The organism is Grimontia indica (assembly GCF_000333895.2).
In the GTDB taxonomy this organism is placed as follows: domain Bacteria; phylum Pseudomonadota; class Gammaproteobacteria; order Enterobacterales; family Vibrionaceae; genus Enterovibrio; species Enterovibrio indicus.
The window spans coordinates 49,699-73,682 of record NZ_ANFM02000010.1 but is presented as its reverse complement, the minus strand read 5'-3'; the positions used below and the strand labels follow the sequence as shown (position 1 = coordinate 73,682).

20 protein-coding genes are annotated in these 23,984 nt (G+C 50.0%); 2 read left to right on the top strand and 18 right to left on the bottom strand.

The window, feature by feature from the left end; all coding sequences use genetic code 11:
- Window positions 1-12 precede the first annotated feature (12 nt).
- On the top strand, window positions 13-855 hold the full coding sequence (gene fghA / locus D515_RS05965) for an S-formylglutathione hydrolase (protein ID WP_002536975.1): 843 nt from the start codon (window positions 13-15) through the stop codon (window positions 853-855).
- 59 nt (window positions 856-914) lie between these two features.
- On the opposite strand, the gene D515_RS05960 is transcribed toward fghA, so the two are convergent.
- The 4 genes from D515_RS05960 to guaB all read right to left on the bottom strand — a co-directional run bounded on the left by D515_RS05960 (window position 915) and on the right by guaB (window position 7,911).
- Entirely contained in the window at window positions 915-2,471 is a 1,557-nt protein-coding gene (locus D515_RS05960) for an AbgT family transporter (RefSeq protein ID WP_002536974.1), read from the bottom strand.
- A gap of 398 nt (window positions 2,472-2,869) precedes the next feature.
- On the bottom strand, window positions 2,870-4,429 hold the full coding sequence (locus tag D515_RS05955) for an AbgT family transporter (RefSeq protein ID WP_002536972.1): 1,560 nt from the start codon (window positions 4,427-4,429) through the stop codon (window positions 2,870-2,872).
- Between the two features lie 355 nt (window positions 4,430-4,784).
- On the bottom strand, window positions 4,785-6,362 hold the full coding sequence (guaA, locus tag D515_RS05950; protein ID WP_039849689.1) for a glutamine-hydrolyzing GMP synthase: 1,578 nt from the start codon (window positions 6,360-6,362) through the stop codon (window positions 4,785-4,787).
- 82 nt (window positions 6,363-6,444) lie between these two features.
- On the bottom strand, window positions 6,445-7,911 hold the full coding sequence (gene guaB, locus D515_RS05945; protein WP_002536968.1) for an IMP dehydrogenase: 1,467 nt from the start codon (window positions 7,909-7,911) through the stop codon (window positions 6,445-6,447).
- Between the two features lie 165 nt (window positions 7,912-8,076).
- On the opposite strand from guaB, the gene xseA reads away from it, so the two are divergent.
- A complete protein-coding gene (gene xseA, locus D515_RS05940; protein ID WP_002536964.1) occupies window positions 8,077-9,405 on the top strand; it encodes an exodeoxyribonuclease VII large subunit in 1,329 nt (442 codons plus the stop codon).
- Window positions 9,406-9,705: 300 nt separating this feature from the next.
- On the opposite strand, the gene D515_RS05935 is transcribed toward xseA, so the two are convergent.
- The 14 genes from D515_RS05935 to hscA all read right to left on the bottom strand — a co-directional run bounded on the left by D515_RS05935 (window position 9,706) and on the right by hscA (window position 23,981).
- Complete coding sequence (locus D515_RS05935; protein ID WP_002536962.1) at window positions 9,706-9,939, bottom strand: zinc ribbon domain-containing protein; 234 nt, start codon at window positions 9,937-9,939, stop codon at window positions 9,706-9,708.
- A gap of 619 nt (window positions 9,940-10,558) precedes the next feature.
- Window positions 10,559-12,052, bottom strand: a complete 1,494-nt coding sequence (gene der, locus D515_RS05930) for a ribosome biogenesis GTPase Der (RefSeq protein ID WP_039849687.1) — start codon at window positions 12,050-12,052, stop codon at window positions 10,559-10,561.
- 88 nt (window positions 12,053-12,140) lie between these two features.
- Window positions 12,141-13,298 carry an outer membrane protein assembly factor BamB gene (gene bamB, locus D515_RS05925; RefSeq protein ID WP_039849699.1) on the bottom strand — a complete coding sequence of 386 codons (1,158 nt, stop codon included), beginning with the start codon at window positions 13,296-13,298 and terminating at the stop codon, window positions 12,141-12,143.
- A gap of 12 nt (window positions 13,299-13,310) precedes the next feature.
- The gene (locus tag D515_RS05920) at window positions 13,311-13,916 is read right to left on the bottom strand and encodes a YfgM family protein (RefSeq protein ID WP_002536956.1); all 606 of its coding nucleotides are present in this window, start codon (window positions 13,914-13,916) and stop codon (window positions 13,311-13,313) included.
- 13 nt (window positions 13,917-13,929) lie between these two features.
- Window positions 13,930-15,198 (bottom strand): histidine--tRNA ligase, encoded by a 1,269-nt coding sequence (gene hisS / locus D515_RS05915; protein ID WP_039849686.1) that lies wholly within the window; start codon window positions 15,196-15,198, stop codon window positions 13,930-13,932.
- 53 nt (window positions 15,199-15,251) lie between these two features.
- Window positions 15,252-16,370: a flavodoxin-dependent (E)-4-hydroxy-3-methylbut-2-enyl-diphosphate synthase gene (gene ispG, locus D515_RS05910; RefSeq protein WP_002536953.1), complete on the bottom strand. Its 1,119-nt coding sequence runs from the start codon at window positions 16,368-16,370 to the stop codon at window positions 15,252-15,254.
- 15 nt (window positions 16,371-16,385) lie between these two features.
- Window positions 16,386-17,360, bottom strand: a complete 975-nt coding sequence (gene rodZ / locus D515_RS05905; protein WP_002536951.1) for a cytoskeleton protein RodZ — start codon at window positions 17,358-17,360, stop codon at window positions 16,386-16,388.
- Entirely contained in the window at window positions 17,350-18,105 is a 756-nt protein-coding gene (gene pilW / locus D515_RS05900) for a type IV pilus biogenesis/stability protein PilW (RefSeq protein WP_002536950.1), read from the bottom strand. The genes rodZ and pilW overlap by 11 nt, the downstream gene beginning before the upstream one ends.
- A gap of 26 nt (window positions 18,106-18,131) precedes the next feature.
- Window positions 18,132-19,253, bottom strand: coding sequence for a dual-specificity RNA methyltransferase RlmN (rlmN, locus tag D515_RS05895; protein WP_002536949.1), 1,122 nt, complete (start codon window positions 19,251-19,253; stop codon window positions 18,132-18,134).
- Window positions 19,254-19,463: 210 nt separating this feature from the next.
- Window positions 19,464-19,895, bottom strand: coding sequence for a nucleoside-diphosphate kinase (gene ndk / locus D515_RS05890; RefSeq protein ID WP_002536947.1), 432 nt, complete (start codon window positions 19,893-19,895; stop codon window positions 19,464-19,466).
- A 154-nt stretch (window positions 19,896-20,049) separates the two neighbouring features.
- Window positions 20,050-21,348, bottom strand: coding sequence for an aminopeptidase PepB (pepB, locus tag D515_RS05885; protein WP_002536946.1), 1,299 nt, complete (start codon window positions 21,346-21,348; stop codon window positions 20,050-20,052).
- A 222-nt stretch (window positions 21,349-21,570) separates the two neighbouring features.
- Window positions 21,571-21,765 (bottom strand): Fe-S cluster assembly protein IscX, encoded by a 195-nt coding sequence (gene iscX / locus D515_RS05880; protein WP_192815495.1) that lies wholly within the window; start codon window positions 21,763-21,765, stop codon window positions 21,571-21,573.
- Window positions 21,766-21,792: 27 nt separating this feature from the next.
- Window positions 21,793-22,131: an ISC system 2Fe-2S type ferredoxin gene (gene fdx / locus D515_RS05875; protein ID WP_002536943.1), complete on the bottom strand. Its 339-nt coding sequence runs from the start codon at window positions 22,129-22,131 to the stop codon at window positions 21,793-21,795.
- Between the two features lie 2 nt (window positions 22,132-22,133).
- Entirely contained in the window at window positions 22,134-23,981 is a 1,848-nt protein-coding gene (gene hscA / locus D515_RS05870) for a Fe-S protein assembly chaperone HscA (RefSeq protein ID WP_002536941.1), read from the bottom strand.
- Between the last annotated feature and the right edge of the window lie 3 nt (window positions 23,982-23,984).

Genomic DNA, 23,984 nt, shown 5'->3' with positions numbered 1-23,984 from the left:
TTGGAGTCCTAAATGAGTCTTGAAAATATCAGCAGCAACCGCAGTTTTGGCGGCTGGCATAAGCAGTACACTCACACCTCGCGAACTGTTCATAGCAATATGCGTTTCGCCATTTTCTTGCCACCTCAAGCGTCAGAATCAAATCGTGTGCCAGTACTTTACTGGTTGTCAGGACTGACCTGCAGTGACGAAAACTTTATGCAGAAAGCCGGCGCACATCGTGTCGCTGCTGAGCTGGGTATTGCTATCGTTGCCCCTGACACCAGCCCACGTGGCGACAATATTCCTGATGATCCTGAAGGTGCGTACGATTTTGGTATCGGTGCTGGTTTCTACCTGAATGCGACTGAGGCACCTTGGAATCGTTTCTATCACATGTACGATTACGTGGTAAAAGAGCTTCCTGCTGTTATCGAAGCGCACTTCCCGGTCAGTGATGTGAAGGCGATTTCCGGTCACAGCATGGGGGGACACGGTGCCCTGACAATCGCACTGAAAAACAGTGACGATTACCGTTCTGTTTCTGCATTCAGCCCAATTGTGAATCCCGCTGCTGTGCCTTGGGGCGAAAAGGCTTTTACCAACTATTTAGGTGAAGACCGCCAAACTTGGCTGGAATACGACAGCTGCGCCTTAATCAAAAAAGCCGAGAAGCACTTACCGATGCTGATTGATCAAGGTGATGGCGACCAGTTCCTGCATGAGCAACTGAAACCCGGTAACCTGCTTCAAGCTGCTGAAGAAGCTGGTTATCCGCTGGAGCTTCGTATGCAGGAAGGCTATGACCACAGCTACTACTTCATTTCGAGCTTTATTGAAGATCACCTACGGTTTCATGGAGAGCATTTGAAGTAAGGCTTCAAACAACAAAAAACCCGGCCGAAGCCGGGTTTTTCTATTCTTGCTGAGCCTGATCAGAAGCCCAGTGGAATGTTGAAGCTGAAGAACACAATCAGCAAGGTTGTCCATACAGTCAGGAACGCTGCTGAGTATGGCACCATCATCGCAATCACGTCGCCAAACGTCAGATCAGATTTGTACTTACGCATGAAGGCTAGAATCACACCTGCATAGGTCATCATTGGCGTAATGATGTTAGTCGACGAATCTGCTACGCGATACGCAGCTGCTACCAAATCAGGTGTCATATTCGGGTTAACCTGATACAGCATAGGAACGAAAATTGGCCCCAGCAGCATCCACTTCGATGTCAAACCACCCACAAACAGATTGATAAGTGCAGTGGTAAGAATGAAGCCAATGATGAGCAGGATTGGGAAGTTTTCCAGACCCAGTGAAGACAAGGTGGTCGCACCTAGGTAAGTGATATAAACACCCAAGCCTGAATAACTCAATACCGCCAGGAAGTTATGGCTGAAGAAAGTCAAAACCAAAACATAACCAAAGGTGTTCATCTGCTTCACCATGGCATTCACTACGTCTTGTAAAGACTTGAACTTGCCCGTGCTGTAACCAAAGCAAATACCCGTTACCGCAAACACCATCGCAATCAAAAGGATGACGTTGTTCATGTAAGGGGTGACTGTGCGGCCAGCCTCATTGGTGTATGGCGCAAGTGGACCCATTGCCAGCGCAACAATCGCAGCCAGAGAAGCAATCAGGCCGAGACCTGCAGCGCGCAGACCCTTTTGCTCGCTTTCGCTGACAGAGAAATCGCTCTGATCCAAGTCTTCCGGTAGCGTGTACTCCATCTTTTCCAAACGAGGTGCGACAAAGCGTTTGGTGACCCAAGCACCCAGAATCGCCAGCATGAAGGTGGAAACAAAGATGAAGAAATAGTGCATTGTCGCAGGGTTTAGCACTTCACCTGCTGCGGTCTCAAAAGGCACGCCTTGAGATTCTGCAAACACACGTGCATTCAGACCAATAATGACGTCAACCGGGGTTGCAGGAATCAGGTTTGCACTGAAGCCCGCAGAGACACCTGCGAACGCAGCTGCCATTCCGATCAATGGATTTTTACCCACACCTGCGTACAGCATACCTGCCAATGGGATAAGCACCAGGTAACCCGCATCCGTCGCGATGGAGCTCATGATACCCAGGAATACCAGCAGCATCGGCAGCCACTTCTCATTCAGGCGTAGGCCAACACGCTTAATCACTGCCCCCAGAAGGCCTGAGTTCTCAGCAATGCCGACACCCAGCATCACCACGAGAATGACACCGAGTACGCCATGGCCGAACGACAGCCAGTTTTCAAGGATCGCATTATCAAACATCCAGCGAACGTTTTCTGTTGCCAGCATGCTCTTCACAGTGTGGCTGACAGGGTTACCATCTGCCCCTGTGGTTTGGAATTCCATTCCGCCGATCAAACCTGTAATGGCCAATGCAGCCACAAAAAGGAACATAAAAATGATCACAGGATCGGGGATTTTTTTACCTACGCGTTCAATAAACGCAATCGCGCCATTCTGTTGCGGCGCTCCTTGTGAAGCTTGACTCATGTCATACCACCTTTTCGATGAGTTCTAACCTTGATTGACCATTCGCCGAAACGAGCATGCGATGAAATCAGGTATATCCGTTACTTTTGCCGCAAGAACTTAGCAGATGCCACTTTTGGAGTAAAACTCCAATAAATGAGATTAAAAAGGGGATAATGCCAAATCAACATTAAGAGTCAGGACTTATGGCAGATTGAAGACAGCACCGCAGATAATAGTGTGAGATAACGCAAACATCCCAGAAGATACATCTTTTATACAAAATCTCAAAAATCCATTAATGCATAGATGTATGTTTTGATAATGTTGCGTTGATGTAGCACGTATTGTTGGAGAAGAATTCAAACGCAAGAAAAAGCCCTGCACGGCGGCAGGGCTTGGATTACAACAGATTGCTGTTACATCTGGTAGGTGTAAGGTGCTTGGATACCCAGAGGGATGCCCAGAGCCCAGTAAGCCAGAAGGAAGATTGACCAACCGATCAGCATCGCAATGGAGTAAGGCATCATCATTGAAGCCAATGTGCCGATACCTGTGCTCTTCACATAACGTTGGCAGTAAACCACGACCAGTGGGAAGAACACCATCAGTGGAGAAATGATGTTAGATACGGAGTCACCTACGCGGTAAGCCGCCTGAGACAACTCAGGAGAAATACCCAGCGCCATCAGCATTGGTACAAGGATTGGACCAATCAGCGCCCATTTTGCCGATGCAGAACCGATAAGCAGGTTCACACACGCGGTCAACAGAATCATACCGATGATGGTCAACTGACCCGGCATGTTCAGCGCTTTCAGGAATGCCGCGCCTTCCAATGCCAGCAAGGTGCCGATGTTCGACTGGCTGAATGCCGCCAGGAACTGCGCACAGAAGAATGACATCACCAAATATGCGCCCATGGTCGCCATGGTATCGCTCATTGCTTTAATGATATCGCCTTGCGTTTTGAAGGTACCTGCCACGCGACCATAAACCACACCTGGAATCACAAACAAGATAAAGATCAGCGGTACGATAGATTTCATCAGCGGCGCAGAGAACGCAGTCAGTTCACCTTCAGGTGAACGCAGTGCTGACGTTTCAGGGATAAGAGCAACCACCAGCAGAACGATACCCGCCAGCATTGCAAAACCTGCGCGGTTGAACGCTTTACTTTCAATAGCGGTGAAGCTGCCGAGATCAGGTGCTTTTTCTGCATCTTCATCAATTGGCAATTTGTTCAGGCGTGGCTCGATAATTTTCTCAGTCACATACCAGCCGATAGCCACAATCAGGAATGAAGAAAGACCTGTGAAATACAGGTTCGCCAGTGGGTTCACCACGTAGTCTTTATCCAGAACCTGCGCTGCAGATTGGGTAAAGCCAGCCAACAGAGGGTCAATACCCGCTGGAATAAAGTTAGCTGAGAAACCGCCCGACACACCGGCAAACGCCGCAGCAATACCCACCAGCGGGTGACGACCCGCGGCGTGGAAGATGATGCCGCCCAAAGGAATAACCAGAACGTAACCCGCATCTGCTGCCGTGTGCGACACAATCGCCACCAGAATCAGCGCTGGCGTCAGCAGCTTCTTAGGTGTCACGTTCAGCATTTTTTTCAGGCCAGTGGTGATAAAGCCAGATGCATCCGCGACGCCCACACCCAGCATGGCTACAAGCACAATACCCATAGGTGCAAAGCTGGTGAAAGTCGTCACCATGTTCGCGAGGAAGCTTGCAAGCGCTTCGCCTGTCAGAAGGTTATTAATCTCTACAGCCTGGCCGGTAACAGGATGGATCAGGCCGAAATCAACCTGAGAAAGAACGGCGGACAGGCCCCATACGATTAAAAGTCCATAGAAGAACAGAAGTGCAGGATCAGGGATTTTGTTACCCGCCCTTTCAATCCAGTTCAGGAACTTTTCCATACCGCCACTTGGCGCGTCTGGAGTATTGCTCATGGCATGGTTACTCATTTAAAGCTCCGAGTTTTTACAGTGTGTGTTTGCATCGTAAGGAGCGGATTCTTTGATGAATTCGCAACGACGTCATAATTATTCAACAGCACAAAATACACGTAACCAACCAAATTGATAGTGACTAATCTCAATTAAAATTACGGTTTCAGCACATAAATTCAATTACCACACAAGCAATAAACACAAAGCAAACAAAGACAATCCAAATTCACAACAACCACGCTAAAGTGGCTACTTTTGGCGTGAAATGGTGAGTATCAGCCACCCTGAGAACGGAAGACGTATCGCAGGTGAGAGAGAAAGAAAAAGGCACGCTATGCGTGCCTTTTGAATGACTGGATTTGAAGAGGGATTATTCCCACTCGATGGTTGCAGGTGGCTTACCAGATACGTCGTAAACCACGCGGCTGATGCCGTCAACTTCGTTGATGATGCGGTTTGAAACGCGGCCCAGGAAGTCGTATGGCAGGTGCGCCCAGTGTGCGGTCATGAAGTCGATGGTTTCTACTGCACGCAGAGAAACGACCCAATCGTATTTACGGCCGTCACCCATTACGCCGACAGAGCGTACTGGCAAGAACACGGTAAATGCCTGAGAAACCTTGTTGTAAAGGTCTGCTTTGTGTAGCTCTTCGATGAAGATAGCATCCGCACGGCGTAGCAGATCACAGTACTCTTTTTTCACTTCGCCAAGTACACGTACACCCAGACCTGGACCTGGGAACGGGTGGCGGTAAAGCATGTTATACGGCAGACCCAGCTCCAGACCAATCTTACGCACTTCGTCTTTGAACAGCTCTTTCAGCGGCTCAACCAGACCCATTTCCATGTCATCCGGCAGACCACCTACGTTGTGGTGAGATTTGATAACGTGCGCTTTACCGGTCTTGGAAGCAGCAGACTCGATCACATCTGGGTAGATAGTGCCTTGCGCCAGCCATTTCGCGTTCTTCAGCTTCTTCGATTCTTCATCGAATACGTCTACGAACACGTGACCAATCTTCTTACGTTTTGCTTCTGGATCCGCAATACCTTCCAGCGCTGACAGGAAGCGGTCTTCCGCATCAACGTGAACAATGTTCAGGCCGAAGTGGTCACCGAACATTTCCATAACCTGCTCTGCTTCGTTCAAGCGCAGCAGACCGTTGTCTACGAATACACAGGTCAGCTTGTCACCGATCGCGCGGTGGATAAGCATAGCAACAACAGAAGAGTCCACGCCGCCTGACAGGCCAAGGATCACTTCGTCATCACCCACTTGTTCTTTGATGCGCGCAATCGCATCTTCGATGATAGATGCTGGCGTCCATAGCTTTTCACAGCCACAGATATCCATCACGAAGCGCTCAAGCATGCGGTGACCCTGACGGGTGTGCGTCACTTCAGGGTGGAACTGAACGCCGTAGAAACGCTTCTCTTCGTTTGCCATTGCTGCAAACGGACAAGTATCAGTCGACGCAACTTTCTCAAAGTCAGATGGAATTTCTACCACTTTGTCGCCGTGGCTCATCCATACATCCAGAACGCCTTTGCCCGCTTCATTGATGGCATCTTCGATACCTTCAAACAGGCTACCTGGGTTGTCCAGCGTCACTTTCGCGTAACCGAACTCACGCTCGTTTGAGCCTGAAACTTTACCGCCAAGTTGCTCAGACATGGTTTGCATGCCGTAGCACACGCCCAGTACTGGAACGCCCGCGTTAAACACATATTCAGGCGCACGTGGCGAACCGTCTTCGGTCACGCTCTCCGGGCCACCGGAAAGAATGATGCCGTTCGGGTTGAAGTCACGGATATCCTGCTCTTCAACATCCCAGCCCCACAGCTCACAGTAAACACCGATTTCACGGATACGACGCGCAATCAACTGGGTGTACTGAGAACCAAAGTCGAGGATCAGAATACGTTGGTCATGAATATTTTGGGTCATTTCAGCTTGTCTCAAAAAGTCATCGATACAGGGGACTTCCGTCCCCATGCTATAAATTTCGGCTTTAACTTACGGGCGTGAATTACTGGCCAGTACGGTAGTTTGGTGCTTCTTTAGTGATGGTCACATCGTGTGCGTGCGATTCCGTCATACCAGCGCCAGTGATGCGAACGAATTCTGCTTTTGTGCGCAAAGCTTCAACCGTCGCGGAACCGGTCAGACCCATGCACGAGCGCAGGCCACCCATTTGCTGGTGAATGATTTCTTTCAGACGGCCTTTGTATGCCACGCGACCTTCGATACCTTCCGGTACCAGCTTGTCCGCTGCGTTATCGCTCTGGAAGTAACGGTCAGAAGAACCTTTAGACATCGCACCCAGCGAGCCCATACCACGGTAAGATTTGTAAGCGCGGCCTTGGTACAGTTCTACTTCACCTGGAGATTCTTCCGTACCTGCCAGCATAGAACCAACCATCACACATGATGCGCCTGCAACCAGTGCTTTACACAGGTCACCAGAAAAGCGGATACCGCCATCAGCGATACATGGCACGCCGTATTGCTCTGCCACTTCGACTGCGTCTGAAATCGCAGTGATTTGCGGAACACCCACACCGGTAACAATACGGGTTGTACAGATTGAGCCTGGGCCGATACCCACTTTCACTGCATCTACACCCGCTTCAATCAGGGCTTTTGCACCTGCGCCAGTTGCGACGTTACCGCCAATGATTTGCAATTCAGGGAATTTTTCACGGGTTTCACGAATGCGTTGAAGCACGCCTTCAGAGTGACCATGAGAAGAGTCGATAAGCAGCACGTCAACGCCTGCTTCAACCAGTGCAGCAACACGTTCTTCGTTACCTGCACCTGCGCCAACCGCGGCACCAACACGCAGACGGCCTTGCTCGTCTTTACATGCGTTTGGTTTGCGCTCAGCTTTTTGGAAATCTTTTGCAGTGATCATGCCCGCGATGTGGTGATCGTCATTAACCACCAGGATTTTTTCTACGCGGTGTTTTTGCATCAGCTTTTGAACTTCTTCTGGGCTTGCACCCTCTTTCACTGTCGCCAGACGCTCTTTCGGTGTCATGGCTTCTGACACTTTCAGGCTCAGGTCAGTCACGAAACGAACGTCACGGCCAGTGATGATACCCACCAGTTCATTGGCTTCAGTGACAACTGGGAAACCGGCAAAGCCGTGAGTGTCGGTCAGTGCTTTTACATCAGCAATGGTTTGATCAGGCGTCACAGTAACAGGGTTTGAAACCACACCGGCTTCAAAGATCTTCACCAAGCGAACTTGTTCCGCTTGTTGCTCAATAGACATGTTTTTGTGGATAAAACCGATGCCACCTTCCTGAGCAAGCGCAATTGCGAGGCGCGCTTCGGTCACTGTGTCCATCGCCGCTGAGATCAGTGGGATGTTCAGAGAGATTTTTTTCGTCAGTTGAGTGCGCAAGTCGGCAGTGTTCGGAAGAACTGTGGAGTGTGCTGGAACCAGCAGTACATCGTCAAAAGTAAGGGCTTCTTTAGCTATTCGTAACATTGCAATATCTCACGCCAATATAATATGAGGGAGTTCAAAATATTGCCGCCGCATTATACTGACGGCGCAAACGTTTGGCTACAGATTTTTACGAAAACGTTTGGCTTTCAGATTTCGCCTCTTTAACATGGCTTCATCTTGCTGAAAACAAAGACGCATTCCGCTATGAATCTCACCAACAACAATATCTATACCGTCTCCAGATTAAACGCTGAAGTACGTTTATTGCTCGAAAACGAAATGGGCATTGTTTGGCTGGTTGGCGAGATTTCAAACCTCACCGTGGCAACATCTGGTCACTGGTATTTCACCCTGAAAGACCGTCAGGCTCAGGTCAAATGCGCCATGTTCAAAGGCAATAACCGACGGGTGACATTTAAACCTGCCAACGGAAATCAGGTGTTGGTGCGTGCAAGGCTTTCTTTGTATGAGCCCCGCGGTGACTACCAAATCATTGTCGAAAGCATGCAGCCCGAAGGTGACGGCCTGCTTCAACAACAATTTGAAAAACTGAAAATGCAGCTTTCCGCAGAAGGTCTGTTTGCTGCCAGTCTGAAAAAACCACTCCCAGAACAACCCAAGCGGGTTGGCGTGATCACTTCTAGTACTGGAGCGGCGCTGCATGATATTTTGCATGTATTGAAACGCCGCGATCCTAGCTTGCCTGTGGTGATTTATCCCACCCAAGTGCAGGGCAAAGATGCTGCGATTCAAATAGCGCAGGCTATTGGGCGTGCCAACAGCCGCAATGAATGTGATGTGCTGATCGTTGGCCGTGGTGGTGGTTCGCTGGAAGACTTGTGGTGTTTCAACGAGGAAATTGTTGCCCGTACCATTGCCGCCAGCTCCATCCCGATCGTCAGTGCAGTTGGCCATGAAGTTGATGTTACCATCGCGGATTTCGTCGCCGATGTCCGTGCCCCTACCCCGTCAGCAGCAGCAGAGCTTGTCAGCCGAGATATCTCGGTACGTGATCAGCAACTCTTGCAGCGTACTGATCGCCTCGCACACGCTTTCAGCCGTCATTTAAGCCGCTCTCAGGAATGGCTGACACGCTTGCAACACCGATTGGCGATGCAGCACCCCAAAGCGCAGCTTCAACAACAGTCTCAGCAGTTTGATGAGCTTGAAAGGCGTCTTCACCAATCCATGCGCTATACACTTCAAACGGAAGCACAGCGCCTGGATAGAGCAGCGCAAAAGCTTGAGAGATACTCACCCGCGAACCAAATTCCTGGCCAGAAAGCGCAACTGGGCTATGTGGAGCAGCGTCTTATTGAGGCCATGCGCCGCCAACTCCGACAACAACAACATGCACTGGCACTGCAGATGGAAACACTGGATGCGGTGAGCCCACTGGCAACACTTGCACGCGGTTATTCAATCACCCGAAACGATAAAGGCGAAGTGATTCGTTCAGCATCGTCGCTTAAATCTGGCGATCAGATCAGGTCAACGTTTGGAGATGGAGAGATCCAATCTACGGTGATCTAGGGGCTGTTGATCTTTGGTGGTTAAATTTAGTTCTAGCTATAAGCGTTTTAGGCGCGGCGAGGTGTGTGCCGCCTAGTGATTCTAAGCAAATACACCTCAACAAAGCATAAAACGGTTAGAGCAGAACCCTTCGGGCAGCGTTTGTGGGGTATTTCTGCTGCGTTATCAGCTTCTCATGTAGGCGAGCTACACATCGAAGCTTCTGCCTTGCATAAAATCCCCACAAACTGCTGCAAAAATCATCACCAAAGGTCAACAGCCCCTAAAAAGGATCTTTAACCAGAAAGGTGAAACGGTGTCTCAGGACACCGTTTTTTGTTCTTCAAAAACGATTCTCGCGCTCGACTTCGATTTCAGCTCGTTGCAGCTATTGCAGAAATAGCTGGTCGCCCCACAAGCCTGAAGCTTTTCCAATAGCGCGTCGCAAGTGGCACAAAAAGCCTGTTTTACAAAACTTTTCTCGCAGGTTTCACAACGGTAAGTGCCGTTGTCCCACACCAAGTCACTCTCGCATTCAGGGCAATGATTTCCCATTCAGGTTTCCTTAGCTTTTCACTTCGCAGTTTTTTGGTCAAAGGATGCACAAAGATCCTTTTACCGTTATTCTAACCCTTAGATGCTGGCAAAACGAGCAGCCTAGTGCTGGATCCTATAAAGATCGTCAGATCGCAGCGATTATGGGATCCGATCAGCGATCACCCCCTAAAAAAATATTTATCAATACAACCCCCGAAAGCATAAGTTACATGTTCTGCATATGGATTTTTAAAAGGATAAAATGTCGATGTATAAATTAAATACCATTGATTTCGATATTTTATAAATTATAGCTGTCATAGTAGCCGCGTAATAATTCGCCTTTCCTTCCTAGAACGATATTTCACGCCTAATTGCTTATTTTTTGTGACGAAGATCATCTAAATTTCCTCATTCGACGGTCAGATCAGACTGAATTAGCGTTCAATCAGCCCAATCTGATAGCCCTTATCGAGGCTAACAGCTCAAATTACGGGCGGGAAACACGGAAAGATGACACTTTTGTCTAAATTACATGGGCTGTCATTCAACCTTCATCTATCCAGATGCAATCCGTTTTTTACGGGCGTAAAAAAGCCGACCTTTAGGTCGGCTCTTGGTATTTAGTGGCAGAGAGTTACTTTTTGCCGCGGGTTTTCACCATGTCCATCAGACGCTTACGTTGACGCGCCTGAGAAATGGTTAGCTTCTCTTTCTTACCTTCAAACGGGTTCTCGCTGTTCTGGAACTGAATACGGATAGGTGTACCCATGATTTCCAGAGACTTACGGTAGTAGTTCATCAGGTAACGCTTGTACGAATCAGGCAGTTCTTTCACCAGGTTTCCGTGAATAACGAAAATCGGTGGGTTGTAACCACCCGCATGTGCATACTTCAGCTTCACGCGACGGCCACGGATCATAGGTGGCTGGTGATCATCCTGAGCCATGCTCATGATGCGGGTCAGCATCGCGGTGCTGATTCGCTTGGTCGCAGACTCATATGCTTCCTGAATCGACTCAAACAGGTGACCCACACCTGTACCATGCAATGCAGAGATAAAGTGAATACGGGCGAAATCAACAAAGCCAAGACGACGGTCAAGCTCTGACTTCACGCGCTCTTTCACATCGCTGTCCAGACCATCCCACTTGTTTACAGCGATGACGATCGAACGACCTGCGTTCAATGCAAAGCCCAACAAGCTCAAATCCTGATCCGAAATGTTCTCGCGCGCGTCAATAACCAGCAGCACAACGTTCGAGTCTTCGATCGCCTTCAGTGTCTGGATAACAGAGAACTTCTCAACTTTCTCGTTAACACGCTTACGTCGGCGAACACCTGCGGTATCAATGATCACGTACTCACGGCCGTCACGCTCCATTGGAATGTAGATGGAATCGCGCGTTGTGCCCGGCATGTCGTAAACTACGACGCGGTCTTCGCCAAGGATACGGTTAGTCAGGGTCGATTTACCCACGTTTGGACGACCGATGATACCGAATTTGATTGGCAGGTTACGCAGACGCTCCAATGCAGATTCTGCATCTTCTTCGGTCAGATCTTTATCTTCGTCTTCGGCATCTTGTTCGCCCGTCAGGTCGACCAAACCTTCTTCACCTTCTTCGCTCGCGAGCTCTTCTGCGAACGGCTTCAGTGCGCGATCGATCAAAGCGAGTACACCACGACCATGTGCGGCTGCAATCTGGTACATGTCTGGCATGCCCAACTGCCAAAACTCCGCACTTGCTGCGTCTGCATCAATGCCATCAACTTTGTTGACGACAAGGAAGGTTTTCTTTTCACGGCTACGCAGGTGGTGCGCAATTGCTTCATCGGCAACGGTCAGACCCGCACGGCCATCAACCATAAACAGCACAACATCGGCTTCTTCAATCGCTGCCAGTGACTGCTCAGCCATCTTGGTTTCTACACCCTCTTCGGTACCGTCGATACCACCGGTGTCCACCACGATGAACTCATGCTCACCCAGCATAGCTTTTCCGTACTTACGATCCCTGGTCAAACCCGGAAAATCGGCAACGAGCGCATCGCGCGTCCTTGTTAGCCGGTTAAAGAGTGTCGACTTCCCCACATTAGGACGCCCTACCAGGGCTACTACAGGAATCATACTGACCTCTTAAAATCTCAAATTCATTAATAACAGCGGCTCCTGACCGGTCAGGATCAGGAGCCGAATAATTGATAAGCAACTGTATTTACTGTACTTGCTTCTTACTTATTGTGCCATCACGGGTTGTGACGATATAACCGCCATCTACGTTTAATGGGCTCACCGCAAAACCGCTGTCATCCAGTTGCTGCTGCGCCACAAACTCACCAGAGTTCGGGTCCATCCAATGCAGATAGCCTTCTGCATCACCCACTACAACGTAACCGGAAATAGCCACTGGTGCCGTCAACTGACGGTACTCCAAATCGCGGTTCTGCCAAAGCTCAGTGCCACTGCGCGCATCTACTGCCACCACATGATCTTTGTCAGTGATAAGAAACAGATAGCTTCCCGCCACCAAAAAGTCAGTCGATGAACTGTAAGTGCGTTTCCACGCAGGGCGACCTGAACGCAGGTCAATCGCAACCAATTGGCCATTGTAACCCACCGCGTAAAGCAGTGCGCCGTCAATCACAGGTGTCGCATCAACATCAACCAAGCGGTCGATTTCAGTGGCACCTTTCGGGCTCGCAATCGGCTGTTGCCAGATGATGTTGCCATTCTCAACGAATGCAGCACCCAGACGCCCGTTTGCCATGCCCCAGAACACACCACCTGACGTTGATACCGGAGAGCTGTCTCCACGCAATGTCAGGTTTGGCACGTCACTGGAAATACGCCAACGTTCTTCACCGGATTCTGCATCAAATGCAGCCAGTTCACCACGGCTGGTGTTAACAATCACCAGACTTTCATCTGCCAAAGGCTTAGAAAGGATTTCGCCGCCTGCGTTGCTACGCCAAACGGTTTCTCCGGTTTCTTCATCCAACGCAATCAACGCACCAGTTTCGGTCCCCAAGTAGATCTTACCGTAAGAGGCCGTCAGACCTCCGGAGATCAGTGCGGCAGAATCTTCACCCAGATCGACACTCCAAAGGGTCGAACCGGTTTCAGTGTCCATGGCTTTAACCACACCTTGGCGATCAGCCGCAAACACTTTGCCATAAGCCTGTACAGGAGACAGGTTGCTGAAATAATTTCCAACACCGTTACCTACACTGGACTTCCAAACCTGACTCAGGGTGAATTCGCTCTCAACCACTGGCACGGGTGCCATCTGGATGGAATCTTCCTCACCCGCACAGCCAATCAGCAGTGTTCCCAGCAAGGCAACTGCACCAACACGTTTCCATCCCTTACGCATCATACTCAGACCTTATTGAGACAGGTTGTCCAGTTTCATCTGAACAACTGGGTTGGTCGCTGCTGCAATGGAAGCTGCATAAGCAGAACGCGCTGCGGCTGTATCGCCTTTACGCAGCTCGATATCGCCGCGAAGTTCTTCAACCTGTGCTTTCCAGCTTTCCGCCGTTACACTGTTCAGTTGTGTCAGTGCAGCGTCGTAGTTACCCTGCTCTGCTTCAACACGTGCTAAACGAACTGTCGCCAGTGTTTTCAGTGTTTCGTCTTTTGAGGACTGCACTTTACGCAGTTGCTCGGCCGCTTTGGTCAGATCGCCTGCATCAACAAACGACTTCGCCAATTGCAGCTCAAGCAGGGTCGCGTAAGAGCCTTCATTATCACCGATGAAAGCTGTCGCTTTCTCTTCCGCCTGCGCATCGCCTGCAACCAGTGCGCTTACTACTTGTGTATACGCTTCTGATGCCTGCTCACGGCTGGTTTCCATTTCCGATTGGTAATAACGCCATCCATAAAGGCCGCCCAAACCGATTACTGCGCCGAGGACAACGGCTTTGCCGTTATCCCGCCACCACTTTTTAATCGCTTCAACTTGTTGTTCTTCTGTGGTGTAGACGTCCACGTTTTGTCCTCTCTTAAACTCGTTGAGCCAGTTTATCGGCTACTTCATCCTGAGAAATGGTCAGCTGTTCGCCGCCTTTAAGATCTTTGAAGGTTACTTGGTTGTTAGCGACTTCATCTTCGCCAAGTACCAGAGCCACCGACGCACCAACTTTGTCAGCGCGTTTGAATTGCTTCTTAAAGTTACCGCCGCCAAAGTGGGTCATCACGCGCAGACCAGGAACCTGCTCACGCAGTTTCTCAGCCAGTTGCATGCCCGCTACCAGCGTGCCTTCGCCTGCAGTGACCATGTATACGTCAACCGCAGCTCGGGTATCATCAAGTTCCAGCGTTTCCATCAGAAGCACCAGACGCTCAACGCCCATTGCAAAACCGACTGCCGGGGTAGCTTTACCGCCCAGTTGCTCAACCAGACCGTCGTAGCGGCCACCGCCACAAACTGTACCTTGAGAGCCCAGGCTTTCAGTGATCCACTCGAAAACGGTACGGTTGTAATAGTCCAGACCGCGAACCAGTTTCTCGTTTACCGTGTATTGGATACCTGCTGCGTCCAACAGTTCACAAAGACCTGCAAAATGTTGTTTTGATTCTTCATCCAGATACTCCGAAAGCTTCGGTGCATCGGTCAATACCGCTTGGATATCCGCATTCTTGGTATCCAGCACTCGCAGTGGATTGGTATGCATGCGGCGTTTGCAATCTTCATCCAAGATCGCTTCATGCTGCATCAAGAATTCCACTAGCGCTTCACGATAATTCGCACGTGCTTCCAACGAACCGATAGAGTTCAGTTCCAGACGCACATGTTCATGGATGCCCAGCTTACGCCAAAGGCGTGCAGTCATCATGATAAGTTCAGCGTCAACATCAGGGCCGTTCAGGCCAAACACTTCCACGCCAAACTGGTGGAACTGACGGTAACGGCCTTTCTGTGGACGCTCATGACGGAACATTGGACCAACGTACCACAGACGTTGCTCCTGGTTGTAAAGCAAACCGTTCTCGATACCGGCGCGCACACAGCCCGCTGTGCCTTCAGGACGCAAAGTCAGGCTGTCGCCGTTGCGGTCCTCGAAGGTGTACATTTCTTTCTCAACCACGTCGGTCACTTCACCAATGGCGCGGCTGAATAGATGAGTCATTTCCACGATCGGCATGCGCACTTCGCTGTAACCGTATGCGCTGATAACGTCTTTAACAGTGCCTTCGACTTTTTGCCAAAGTGGAGACTGTGTTGGGAGGCAGTCGTTCATGCCTCGGATTGCTTGAATAGTTTTTGCCACGTTAACTCTCGTAACCGATCTGTTTGTTCTAGCTGTAAGTGAGCGCGCTGCGCTTACTCTTGTGTGTTCACGTCGATGCGGTTGTTTTCATCCAACATTGACGCTTTCGCCCGGATCTTCGCTTCCAGCTGATCGATCAGGTTGTCATTTTCAAAACGTTCTTTCTGGCGTTTGCCATCATCGTAATACGCGCTGCGTTTGTTACCACCAGCCACACCGATGTGTGATACTTCAGCTTCACCCGGCCCGTTAACCACACAGCCAATCACTGAAACGTCCATAGGCACAACAACATCTTCCAGACGCTGTTCCAGTGCGTTTACGGTACCAATCACATCAAACTCCTGACGGGAGCATGTTGGGCAGGCAATAAAATTCACACCGCGTGAACGGATACGCAGTGATTTTAAAATATCGAAACCGACTTTGATTTCTTCTACTGGATCAGCCGCCAATGAGATACGCAGGGTATCACCAATGCCTTCACTTAGCAGCATGCCAAGGCCAACTGCAGATTTCACTGAACCTGCACGCGCACCACCTGCCTCGGTAATACCAAGGTGCAGAGGTTGATCAATGCGTTTTGCCAGTTGACGGTAAGATTCAACGGCCAGGAATACATCAGACGCCTTCACACTCACTTTAAACTGGTCAAAGTTGAGGCGATCCAGAATATCAACATGGCGCATCGCCGATTCCACCAGTGCTTCTGGTGTCGGCTCGCCATATTTTTCTTGAATATCACGCTCCAGCGAACCACCGTTCACGCCAATACGGATCGGAATGTTCTTGTCACGCGCTGCGTCAACCACAGAGCGGATACGTTGTTCGTTACCAATATTGCCAGGGTTAATACGAAGACAATCAACGCCATATTCTGCCACCTTGAGGGCAATACGGTAGTCAAAGTGAATATCAGCAACCAATGGGATGGAGCACTGCTGTTTGATCAGTTTGAACGCTTCGGCGGCGTCCATGGTCGGCACAGAAACGCGCACGATGTCTGCACCCACTTTTTCCAGTGCTTTGATCTGAGCAACCGTCGCTTCCACGTCGGTTGTGCGGGTGTTCGTCATTGATTGAACTGCGATCGGAGCGCCATCGCCAATTGGCACATCGCCCACATAAATACGCGTAGACGGACGACGTTTAATAGGAGATTCGGTATGCATTAGGTGTACTCTGGATTACTTTGGAAGGCTCAAACGCGCTACCCGTCCTGATGGGTAGCCACTCAGATCAACGTTCTCGCCATTGTAGGCAAGACTCACAGCAGCTGGTGCACCCAGCACCAACTTAAACGGTGTATCACCGGATAGTTCAACGGTTTCGCCTGCAGATTTTATCCCTGTCAGCAGACGTTTGCCACTGGCATCGCGGATATCCACCCAACAATCGCCATTAAAGGATAAAGATAAAGTCGGCTCCGTCACCACCGGGGTCGAAACAGTTTCTTCAACCTGTTCTGGCGCTTCAACCACTGTTGAAGTTTCAGCGACTTCTTGCGGTGCAGATTCTTGCCCAACTGGGGACTCGGTCTCGACTTCAGGCACAACCTCGGTGACTGTCTCTTCTGCCACGGTATTGTTGTCTTCTGCTTCTATTAGAGCAGGAGCGATACTTTCGGTCACATCCTGAACCTGCTGATTTTCCAAACCTTCGCTTAGGTCAGCGGCTGCAGGTGTTTCTTCTGTGATAGAGGCGAGAAGGTTGGTCCCTTCCGGTAGTGAGAGTAGAGGATCGTTTTGTTGGTTCTGCCACCACCAAAACGCTGTCAAACCCACAGCCACAGCCAAAATAACCCAGGTCAGACTCATGACGCGGCTATCGTCTTTGTCACGACGGGTCTTTCGCGAGAAGCTTTGCATCTTCTGCACGTTATCTTCTGCTTCGGGTGCAGGCTTAAATGTGTGCAGGAGTTGGTCAGCGTTTACGCCGACCAGCTTGGCATATGAACGAATATAACCACGTGTAAACGTGGTTATCTGTTTTTCATCGCAGCAGTTTTCTTCCAGGTCTTGAATAACGGAAACACGAAGTCTCAGGCGGTCAGCCACATCCTGAGCGGATAGCCCCATCGCCTCTCGGGCTTGTCGCAAAACCGTTCCCGGATGTGTCGACTCAACCTCAAACTGCTGTTCTTCGTTTTGTTCAGTATTCATTCGTCAGGTACTGTCTAAATTCTTTTGATTCGGGAAATTTGTCAGCCAGCAGGCTCGCGTAACGTTCCGCTTCCTTTGGCCGTCCGGCTTTGTTCTCCAGGTCATTCATTATTAACAGCGTCGCAGGCTGATAGCCATAGCGTTTGTGAAAATGGAAAAGACGTATTCTCGCTTCATTCAGCTCATCGTCTTCCACTTCCATACGGGCGAGTTTTACGGAAGATAAAGGCCTGTTCGGCTCATGGTCAATAGCTTTGGCGAACCATACTTTCGCGTTACCCCTGTTCCCCTCTTTCATTGCGCAAAGAGCAGCGTTTTCGTAACTACCGGATAACTTGTAATAGTATGGTTGGTCAATCGCCCTCGCAAACGCCCGCTGCGCTTCGTCGTATCGTTCCTGTCGACATAAAAAGACGCCGTAATTGTTCTGAACGTCACCATTTTGTGGTGAATGACGTAACGCTGTTTTGTACTGTTGTTCAGCTTGGTCGTACTCGCCAACTTCCTGAAGATAGTAGGCGAAGGAAATGAGTGAGCGATAATAAGTGGGTGCAAACTGCACCGCCGTTTCAAGATTTTGCCTCGCTCGCTCCCATTGTCCTGCCTTCAAATAGGCAAGACCAAGCGAAATTCTGGACTCAGCTGCGTCAATGCTATCAAACTTCGCGGTATTTTGCTTCTCTGTTACTGTGACACAACCAGCTAATAATCCCATCAATAACAGAGCGCTAAGCGTCCTTGCCATTATCCCATCCTAATCAGTCTGACAAATCAGACTGATTTCACTGGGATTTGCTCCTCAACATTCAGTCTGCTTTGCGTGCGTTTGGTTCGGTCTATCACATCGCCGACGAGCTGACCGCACGCCGCATCAATGTCATCACCACGGGTTTTACGAACGATAACCGTGTAGTCGTATTGCATCAGTGTTTTCTGGAAACGATCGATGCGTGAGTTACTCGGTTTCTTATATGGTGACCCAGGATAAGGGTTAAAAGGAATCAGGTTTATCTTCGCAGGCGTATCTTTTAACAGCTCTGCGAGTTGGCGCGCATGCTCCATATCATCATTGACGTGATCGAGGAGAATATACTCTACGGTGACACGGCCACGGTTCGCATTTGACGACGCAATATAACGACGTACAGACGCTAAAAACGTTTCAATATCATAGCGATCGTTGATTGGCATGATTTGGCTGCGTAGCTCATCAGTCGGCGCGTGAAGAGAAATCGCCAGAGCGACATCAATCTTACCTGCCATCTGATCCAGACCGGAAACCACACCGGAAGTTGATACAGTGACACGGCGTTTTGACAAACCGTAGGCCAGATCATCCAGCATCAGATTCAGCGCTGGGATCAGGTTCTTCATATTCAGAAGAGGCTCACCCATACCCATCATGACCACGTTGGTAATTGGACGACGGCCAGTTTCTTTTTCCACGCCGATTTCTTTAGCTGCACGCCAAACCTGTCCGATGATTTCAGACACTTTGAGGTTACGGTTAAAGCCTTGTTGGGCAGTAGAACAGAATTTACAGTCGAGCGCACAGCCTACCTGGGAAGACACGCACAAGGTTGCACGGTCATCTTCAGGGATATAAACGGTTTCAACGTCCTGATTACCAACACGCATTGCCCATTTGATGGTGCCATCAGAAGAATATTGAGCAGTGCTAACTTCTGGCGCACGGATTTCGCAACGCGCATTCAGTTTTTCACGAAGCTTTTTGTTGATGTTGTTCATCTGATCAAAATCATCAACACCGAAATGGTACATCCACTTCATGATCTGATCGGCACGGAACGCCTTTTCGCCTAACTCTTCGGCGAAAAACGCACGTAGCGCCTGTCGATCGAAATCCAGCAGATTGATTTTTTCTGTTGTCATCAGATTGCCTCGTGAACAATAAATCAGTAACCACATCAGCCACTCAACATTGGCTGATAAATGGCGGTTCGCCTTAAATCAAGGCGCGAAATTGTACAGCCTTTGTGATCGGGATTCCACCTGTTACTTATAGGCTTATTCTAGTGTGTAAATCTGCCAGAAACGAAAAAGGAGAGCCAAAGCTCTCCTTTTGTCTTATCCATGAAGCGATTACAGAATACGAGGACAAATCTCATCAGCGGCGAAAAAGTAAGCAATTTCTCGCTCTGCCGAAGTCGGGCTGTCAGAGCCGTGTACTGAGTTAAAACGCATGCTCTCAGCAAAGTCTGCACGCAGTGTGCCGCAGGCCGCTTCTTCTGGGTTGGTCTTACCCATCAGTTCACGGTAACGCGCAATCGCGTCTTCGCCTTCGAGAACCTGCACGGTCACCGGACCAGAAGTCATGAACTCAACCAAACCGTCGTAAAATGGCTTACCTTCATGCTCGGCATAAAAACCTTGTGCCTGTTCTTTTGTCAGGTGAAGCATTTTTGCTGCGACAATTTGCAGACCAGCCGCTTCAATACGCTGATAAATAGCGCCAATCAGATTACGTTTTACTGCGTCGGGCTTAACGATTGAAAAAGTGCGCTCAATAGTCATTCTATCTTCCTTTTATTTTTCTACAGATACGCGAGCATTGCTCTGTTATCTGTTTGTATTCACAAAGGTAGCCTACCAGAGCGCAATGCCAGACCCTACCCTGACATTGCGGAAGCGTTAACTGTGTTGATAAAACACCTAACTTTTGTAGCGATTACTGGCTTGACTCATTCATCAGAATACGAGCCAGCGTTTTAACGCCCATACCCGTTGCACCTACAGACCACTTATCGCTTGGTGTTTTGCGGTAAGTCCCGGAGCAATCCAGGTGAACCCAGCCTTCTTTGTAGTTGTCGACAAAGTAGGAAAGGAAAGCTGCCGCCGTGCTCGCACCCGGTGAGTATTGACCTGCGCCAACGTTTGCAAGATCGGCAAAGTTAGATGGCAGCATCTGACGGTGGAACTCAGCCAGTGGCAACTGCCACATGCCTTCGTTTTCCGCTTCTGCCGCTGACAGACAGCGTTGAGAGAGCGCCTTATCAAAGCTAAACAGTGCATGGTAGTCATTGCCTAGCGCTGCCTTTGCAGCACCGGTCAAAGTAGCACAATCGATGGTCAGAGCTGGGGTAAATTTGTTCGCGTAAAGCAGGCCATCCGCCATCACCAAGCGCCCTTCGGCATCTGAATTCAGTACTTCAACGGTCACGCCGTTTTTGTACGTGATGATGTCACCCAGCTTGTAGGCGTTGCTGGAAATCATGTTCTCTGCACAGCAAAGAATCAATTTCACACGCTTGTTGAGGCCTTGAGCGACTGCCAGTCCCAGACCACCGGTCGCCATCGCTGCGCCGCCCATGTCTGCTTTCATTGAGTCCATGAACGCCGACTGTTTAATGCTGTAGCCGCCTGAGTCGAAAGTAATACCTTTACCGATAATACAGGCGAACACTTCAGCGTCTTTGTCGCCGGTTGGGTTGTAATCAAGCTGAAGCATCGCCGGCTTACGCGCTGAACCACGACCTACGGTGTGGGTACCCACCCAGCCTTGCTCGAGCAGATCAGCACCGGAAACAATTTTGTAGCTGACATGTTCAGGATTTGGCGCTTGGGATTTGATGAATTCACCGGCGCGGACAGCCAGTTGTTGCGGACCGACTTCTTCTGCAGTTTCATTGATAATTTGACGTACCCAATCGGTCGCGACAATGCGATCATTCAGCACTTTCTGAGCAGCGTCTTCCAACTCTGCATCGAAATCGAAACCAGGCTTAGGACCACGCAGCCCCTGATAGAATGCCCACGCGGTTTCCAAATCCCAGCTATCACCAACCAGAGAAACTTTGCGAATACCCTGCATATCCAGCTTACGAGCAGCTTGCTGAACCGACGTGAGTTTATCGTCACCTGAGGCGTGAACCACTGCGCCTTGCTGATTAAAAGAAACCAGTGCATTCGCACCCCAAGTCTCACCCGCAGCTTCGTGTGATAGCGTGATACGCATTTTGTCAGTCATGCTGAACTCCTTTTTCCTGTTACCCCGCACATCGTTGCGGAGCATTAAATTTGGGCTGATTTTTCTTTTTAGAGTACGCCATCTTTATGACGTTTTATCAGAAGTGCCCCAAATCGTCTGTTCATAGAGGTTCCAGCTCAAATTTGGGGATAAAACAAAGCGGGCATCATGCCCGCTTGGATAGTCTCAATCTGCCTGCTTTACTGGCGTAAAACAAGGTCTTTAATCCATTTCTTCCATCCAGCACAGGATGATTGCCTCTAGGATCTTCTCATTCGAGCGATTTGGGTCGTCTGAGAAGTCTTCAAGCTCCGTCACCCAACGGTGCAGGTCAGTAAAACGAACCGTTTTCGGATCAGTATCAGGGAATTGTTCTACCAGCTCAATCGCGATATCACGCGAATCGGTCCATGTCAGGCTCATAGTTTTTGCTCCCTTATCAGATTAGTGATTTTCTGCAGCGTGGTTTAGGGTATAACGCGGAATTTCTACCACCAGATCTTCATCAGCCACTTTTGCCTGACAGCCCAAGCGTGACTCAGGCTCCAGACCCCATGCTTTATCCAGCATGTCGTCTTCCAGCTCATCGCTTTCATCCAGAGAATCAAATCCTTCGCGGATGACTACATGGCAGGTCGTACAAGCGCACGACTTTTCACAGGCATGTTCAATCGCAATACCGTTACGCAGTGCAACGTCCAGCACAGTGTCACCGGTCTTTGCTTCCAACACCGCGCCTTCTGGGCAGAGATCCTGGTGTGGCAGAACAACAATCTTTGGCATGTTTAAACCTCGTCAATGGAATGGCCAGCCAGTGCTTCACGGATGGATTTATCCATACGACGTGAGGCAAACTCCTGACTCGCTTTATCTGTATCTTTGATACCTTGTTCAATAGCTGCGGCATCGTCACCGTTGCGGAGCGCAATCAGCGCTTCAATCGCTTTCACCAGCGCTTGCTGCTCTTCGTCTGACAGCAGCGCTTCGCCGTCTGCTTGCATCGCAACCAGCAGACCTTCAATCACACGATCGGCTTCAACGCGTTGCTCCGCCAGGTAACGGGCGTCTTTGTCGTCCTGCGCATGGGTGAACGACGATTTGATCATATCGGCAATTTCGGTGTCGCTCAGGCCGTAAGACGGTTTCACCTGAATCGATGCCTGCACCTCGGTGCTCTTTTCCATCGCTGTCACAGATAGCAGGCCATCGGCGTCAACCTGGTAAGTCACGCGAATGTACGCTGCGCCTGCAGCCATTGGTGGAATGCCTTTCAGGGTAAAATCCGCCAGCGAACGACAATCTTCCACCATTTCGCGCTCGCCCTGAACCACGTGCACTTTCATGCCCGTCTGGCCATCTTTGAACGTGGTGAACTCTTGCGCACGCGCAACAGGGATAGTGGTATTGCGTGGAATGATTTTCTCGACCAGACCGCCCATGGTTTCAATACCCAAAGAAAGCGGAATCACGTCCAGCAACAGCATTTCACCATCCGGCTTATTACCTACCAAAATGTCGGCCTGTGTCGCTGCACCGATGGCAACAACTTTATCCGGATCAATGCTGGTCAGCGGTGTGCGGCCGAAGAACTCGCCAACTTTTTCGCGAACCAGTGGTACGCGGGTAGAACCACCCACCATCACCACTTCCAGCACTTCTTCAGCGGAAACGCCAGCATCTTTCAGTGCGCGACGACAAGACAACAGGGTTTTCTTTACCAGCGCGCCAATCAGATCGTCGAACTGTCCGCGGCTCAGTGTGCCTTTCCAGCCAAGCACATCGATATCTGCGGCATCGCTTGCGCTCAAAGCAACTTTTGCGCTGTTAGCGGCATTCATCAAGCGCGCACGGTCATCGCCGGAAAGCGCACCAAATCCTGCCTGCTCGGAGATCCAGTCTGCGACAAGGTGATCAAAGTCATCACCGCCCAGCGCTGAATCACCGCCTGTAGCCAGCACTTCAAACACGCCTTTTGAAAGGCGGAGAATAGAGATATCAAACGTACCGCCGCCTAGATCGTAGACAGCGATAACTCCTTCCTGACCCGAGTCCAGACCGTAAGCGATCGCAGCTGCGGTTGGTTCGTTCAGGAGACGAAGTACCTTCAGGCCGGCAAATTTAGCGGCATCTTTGGTCCCCGCGCGCTGCGCATCGTCAAAGTAAGCAGGAACTGTGATAACCACACCTTCCAGCTCTCCACCCAGCGCTTCTTCTGCACGTGCATTGACGGCACGTAGGATATCCGCAGAAACTTCAATCGGGTTTTTCTTGCCTGCACGGGTGTTGATCAATGGCAGACCATTGTCAGATGCAGACAGTTCATAAGGAAGGTTGGGATAGCGGGTTTGAACGTCCGCCAATGAGCGGCCCATCATGCGTTTGACGGAAGAAACCGTGTTTGCGCTGTCGGTTTCTGACATCGCTTTTGCTGAATATCCCACCGTTACGTCATCACCGTAGTGAACCACAGAAGGGATCAGCGCTCGACCATCAAGGTCATTAAGGGTGCTCGCAGTGCCGCTTCGGACTGAAGCAACGAGAGTATTGGTAGTCCCTAGGTCAATACCCACCGCAAGCTTGTGCTCGTGCGGTGCAGCACTCTGACCAGGTTCTGCAATTTGTAACAGTGCCATAGT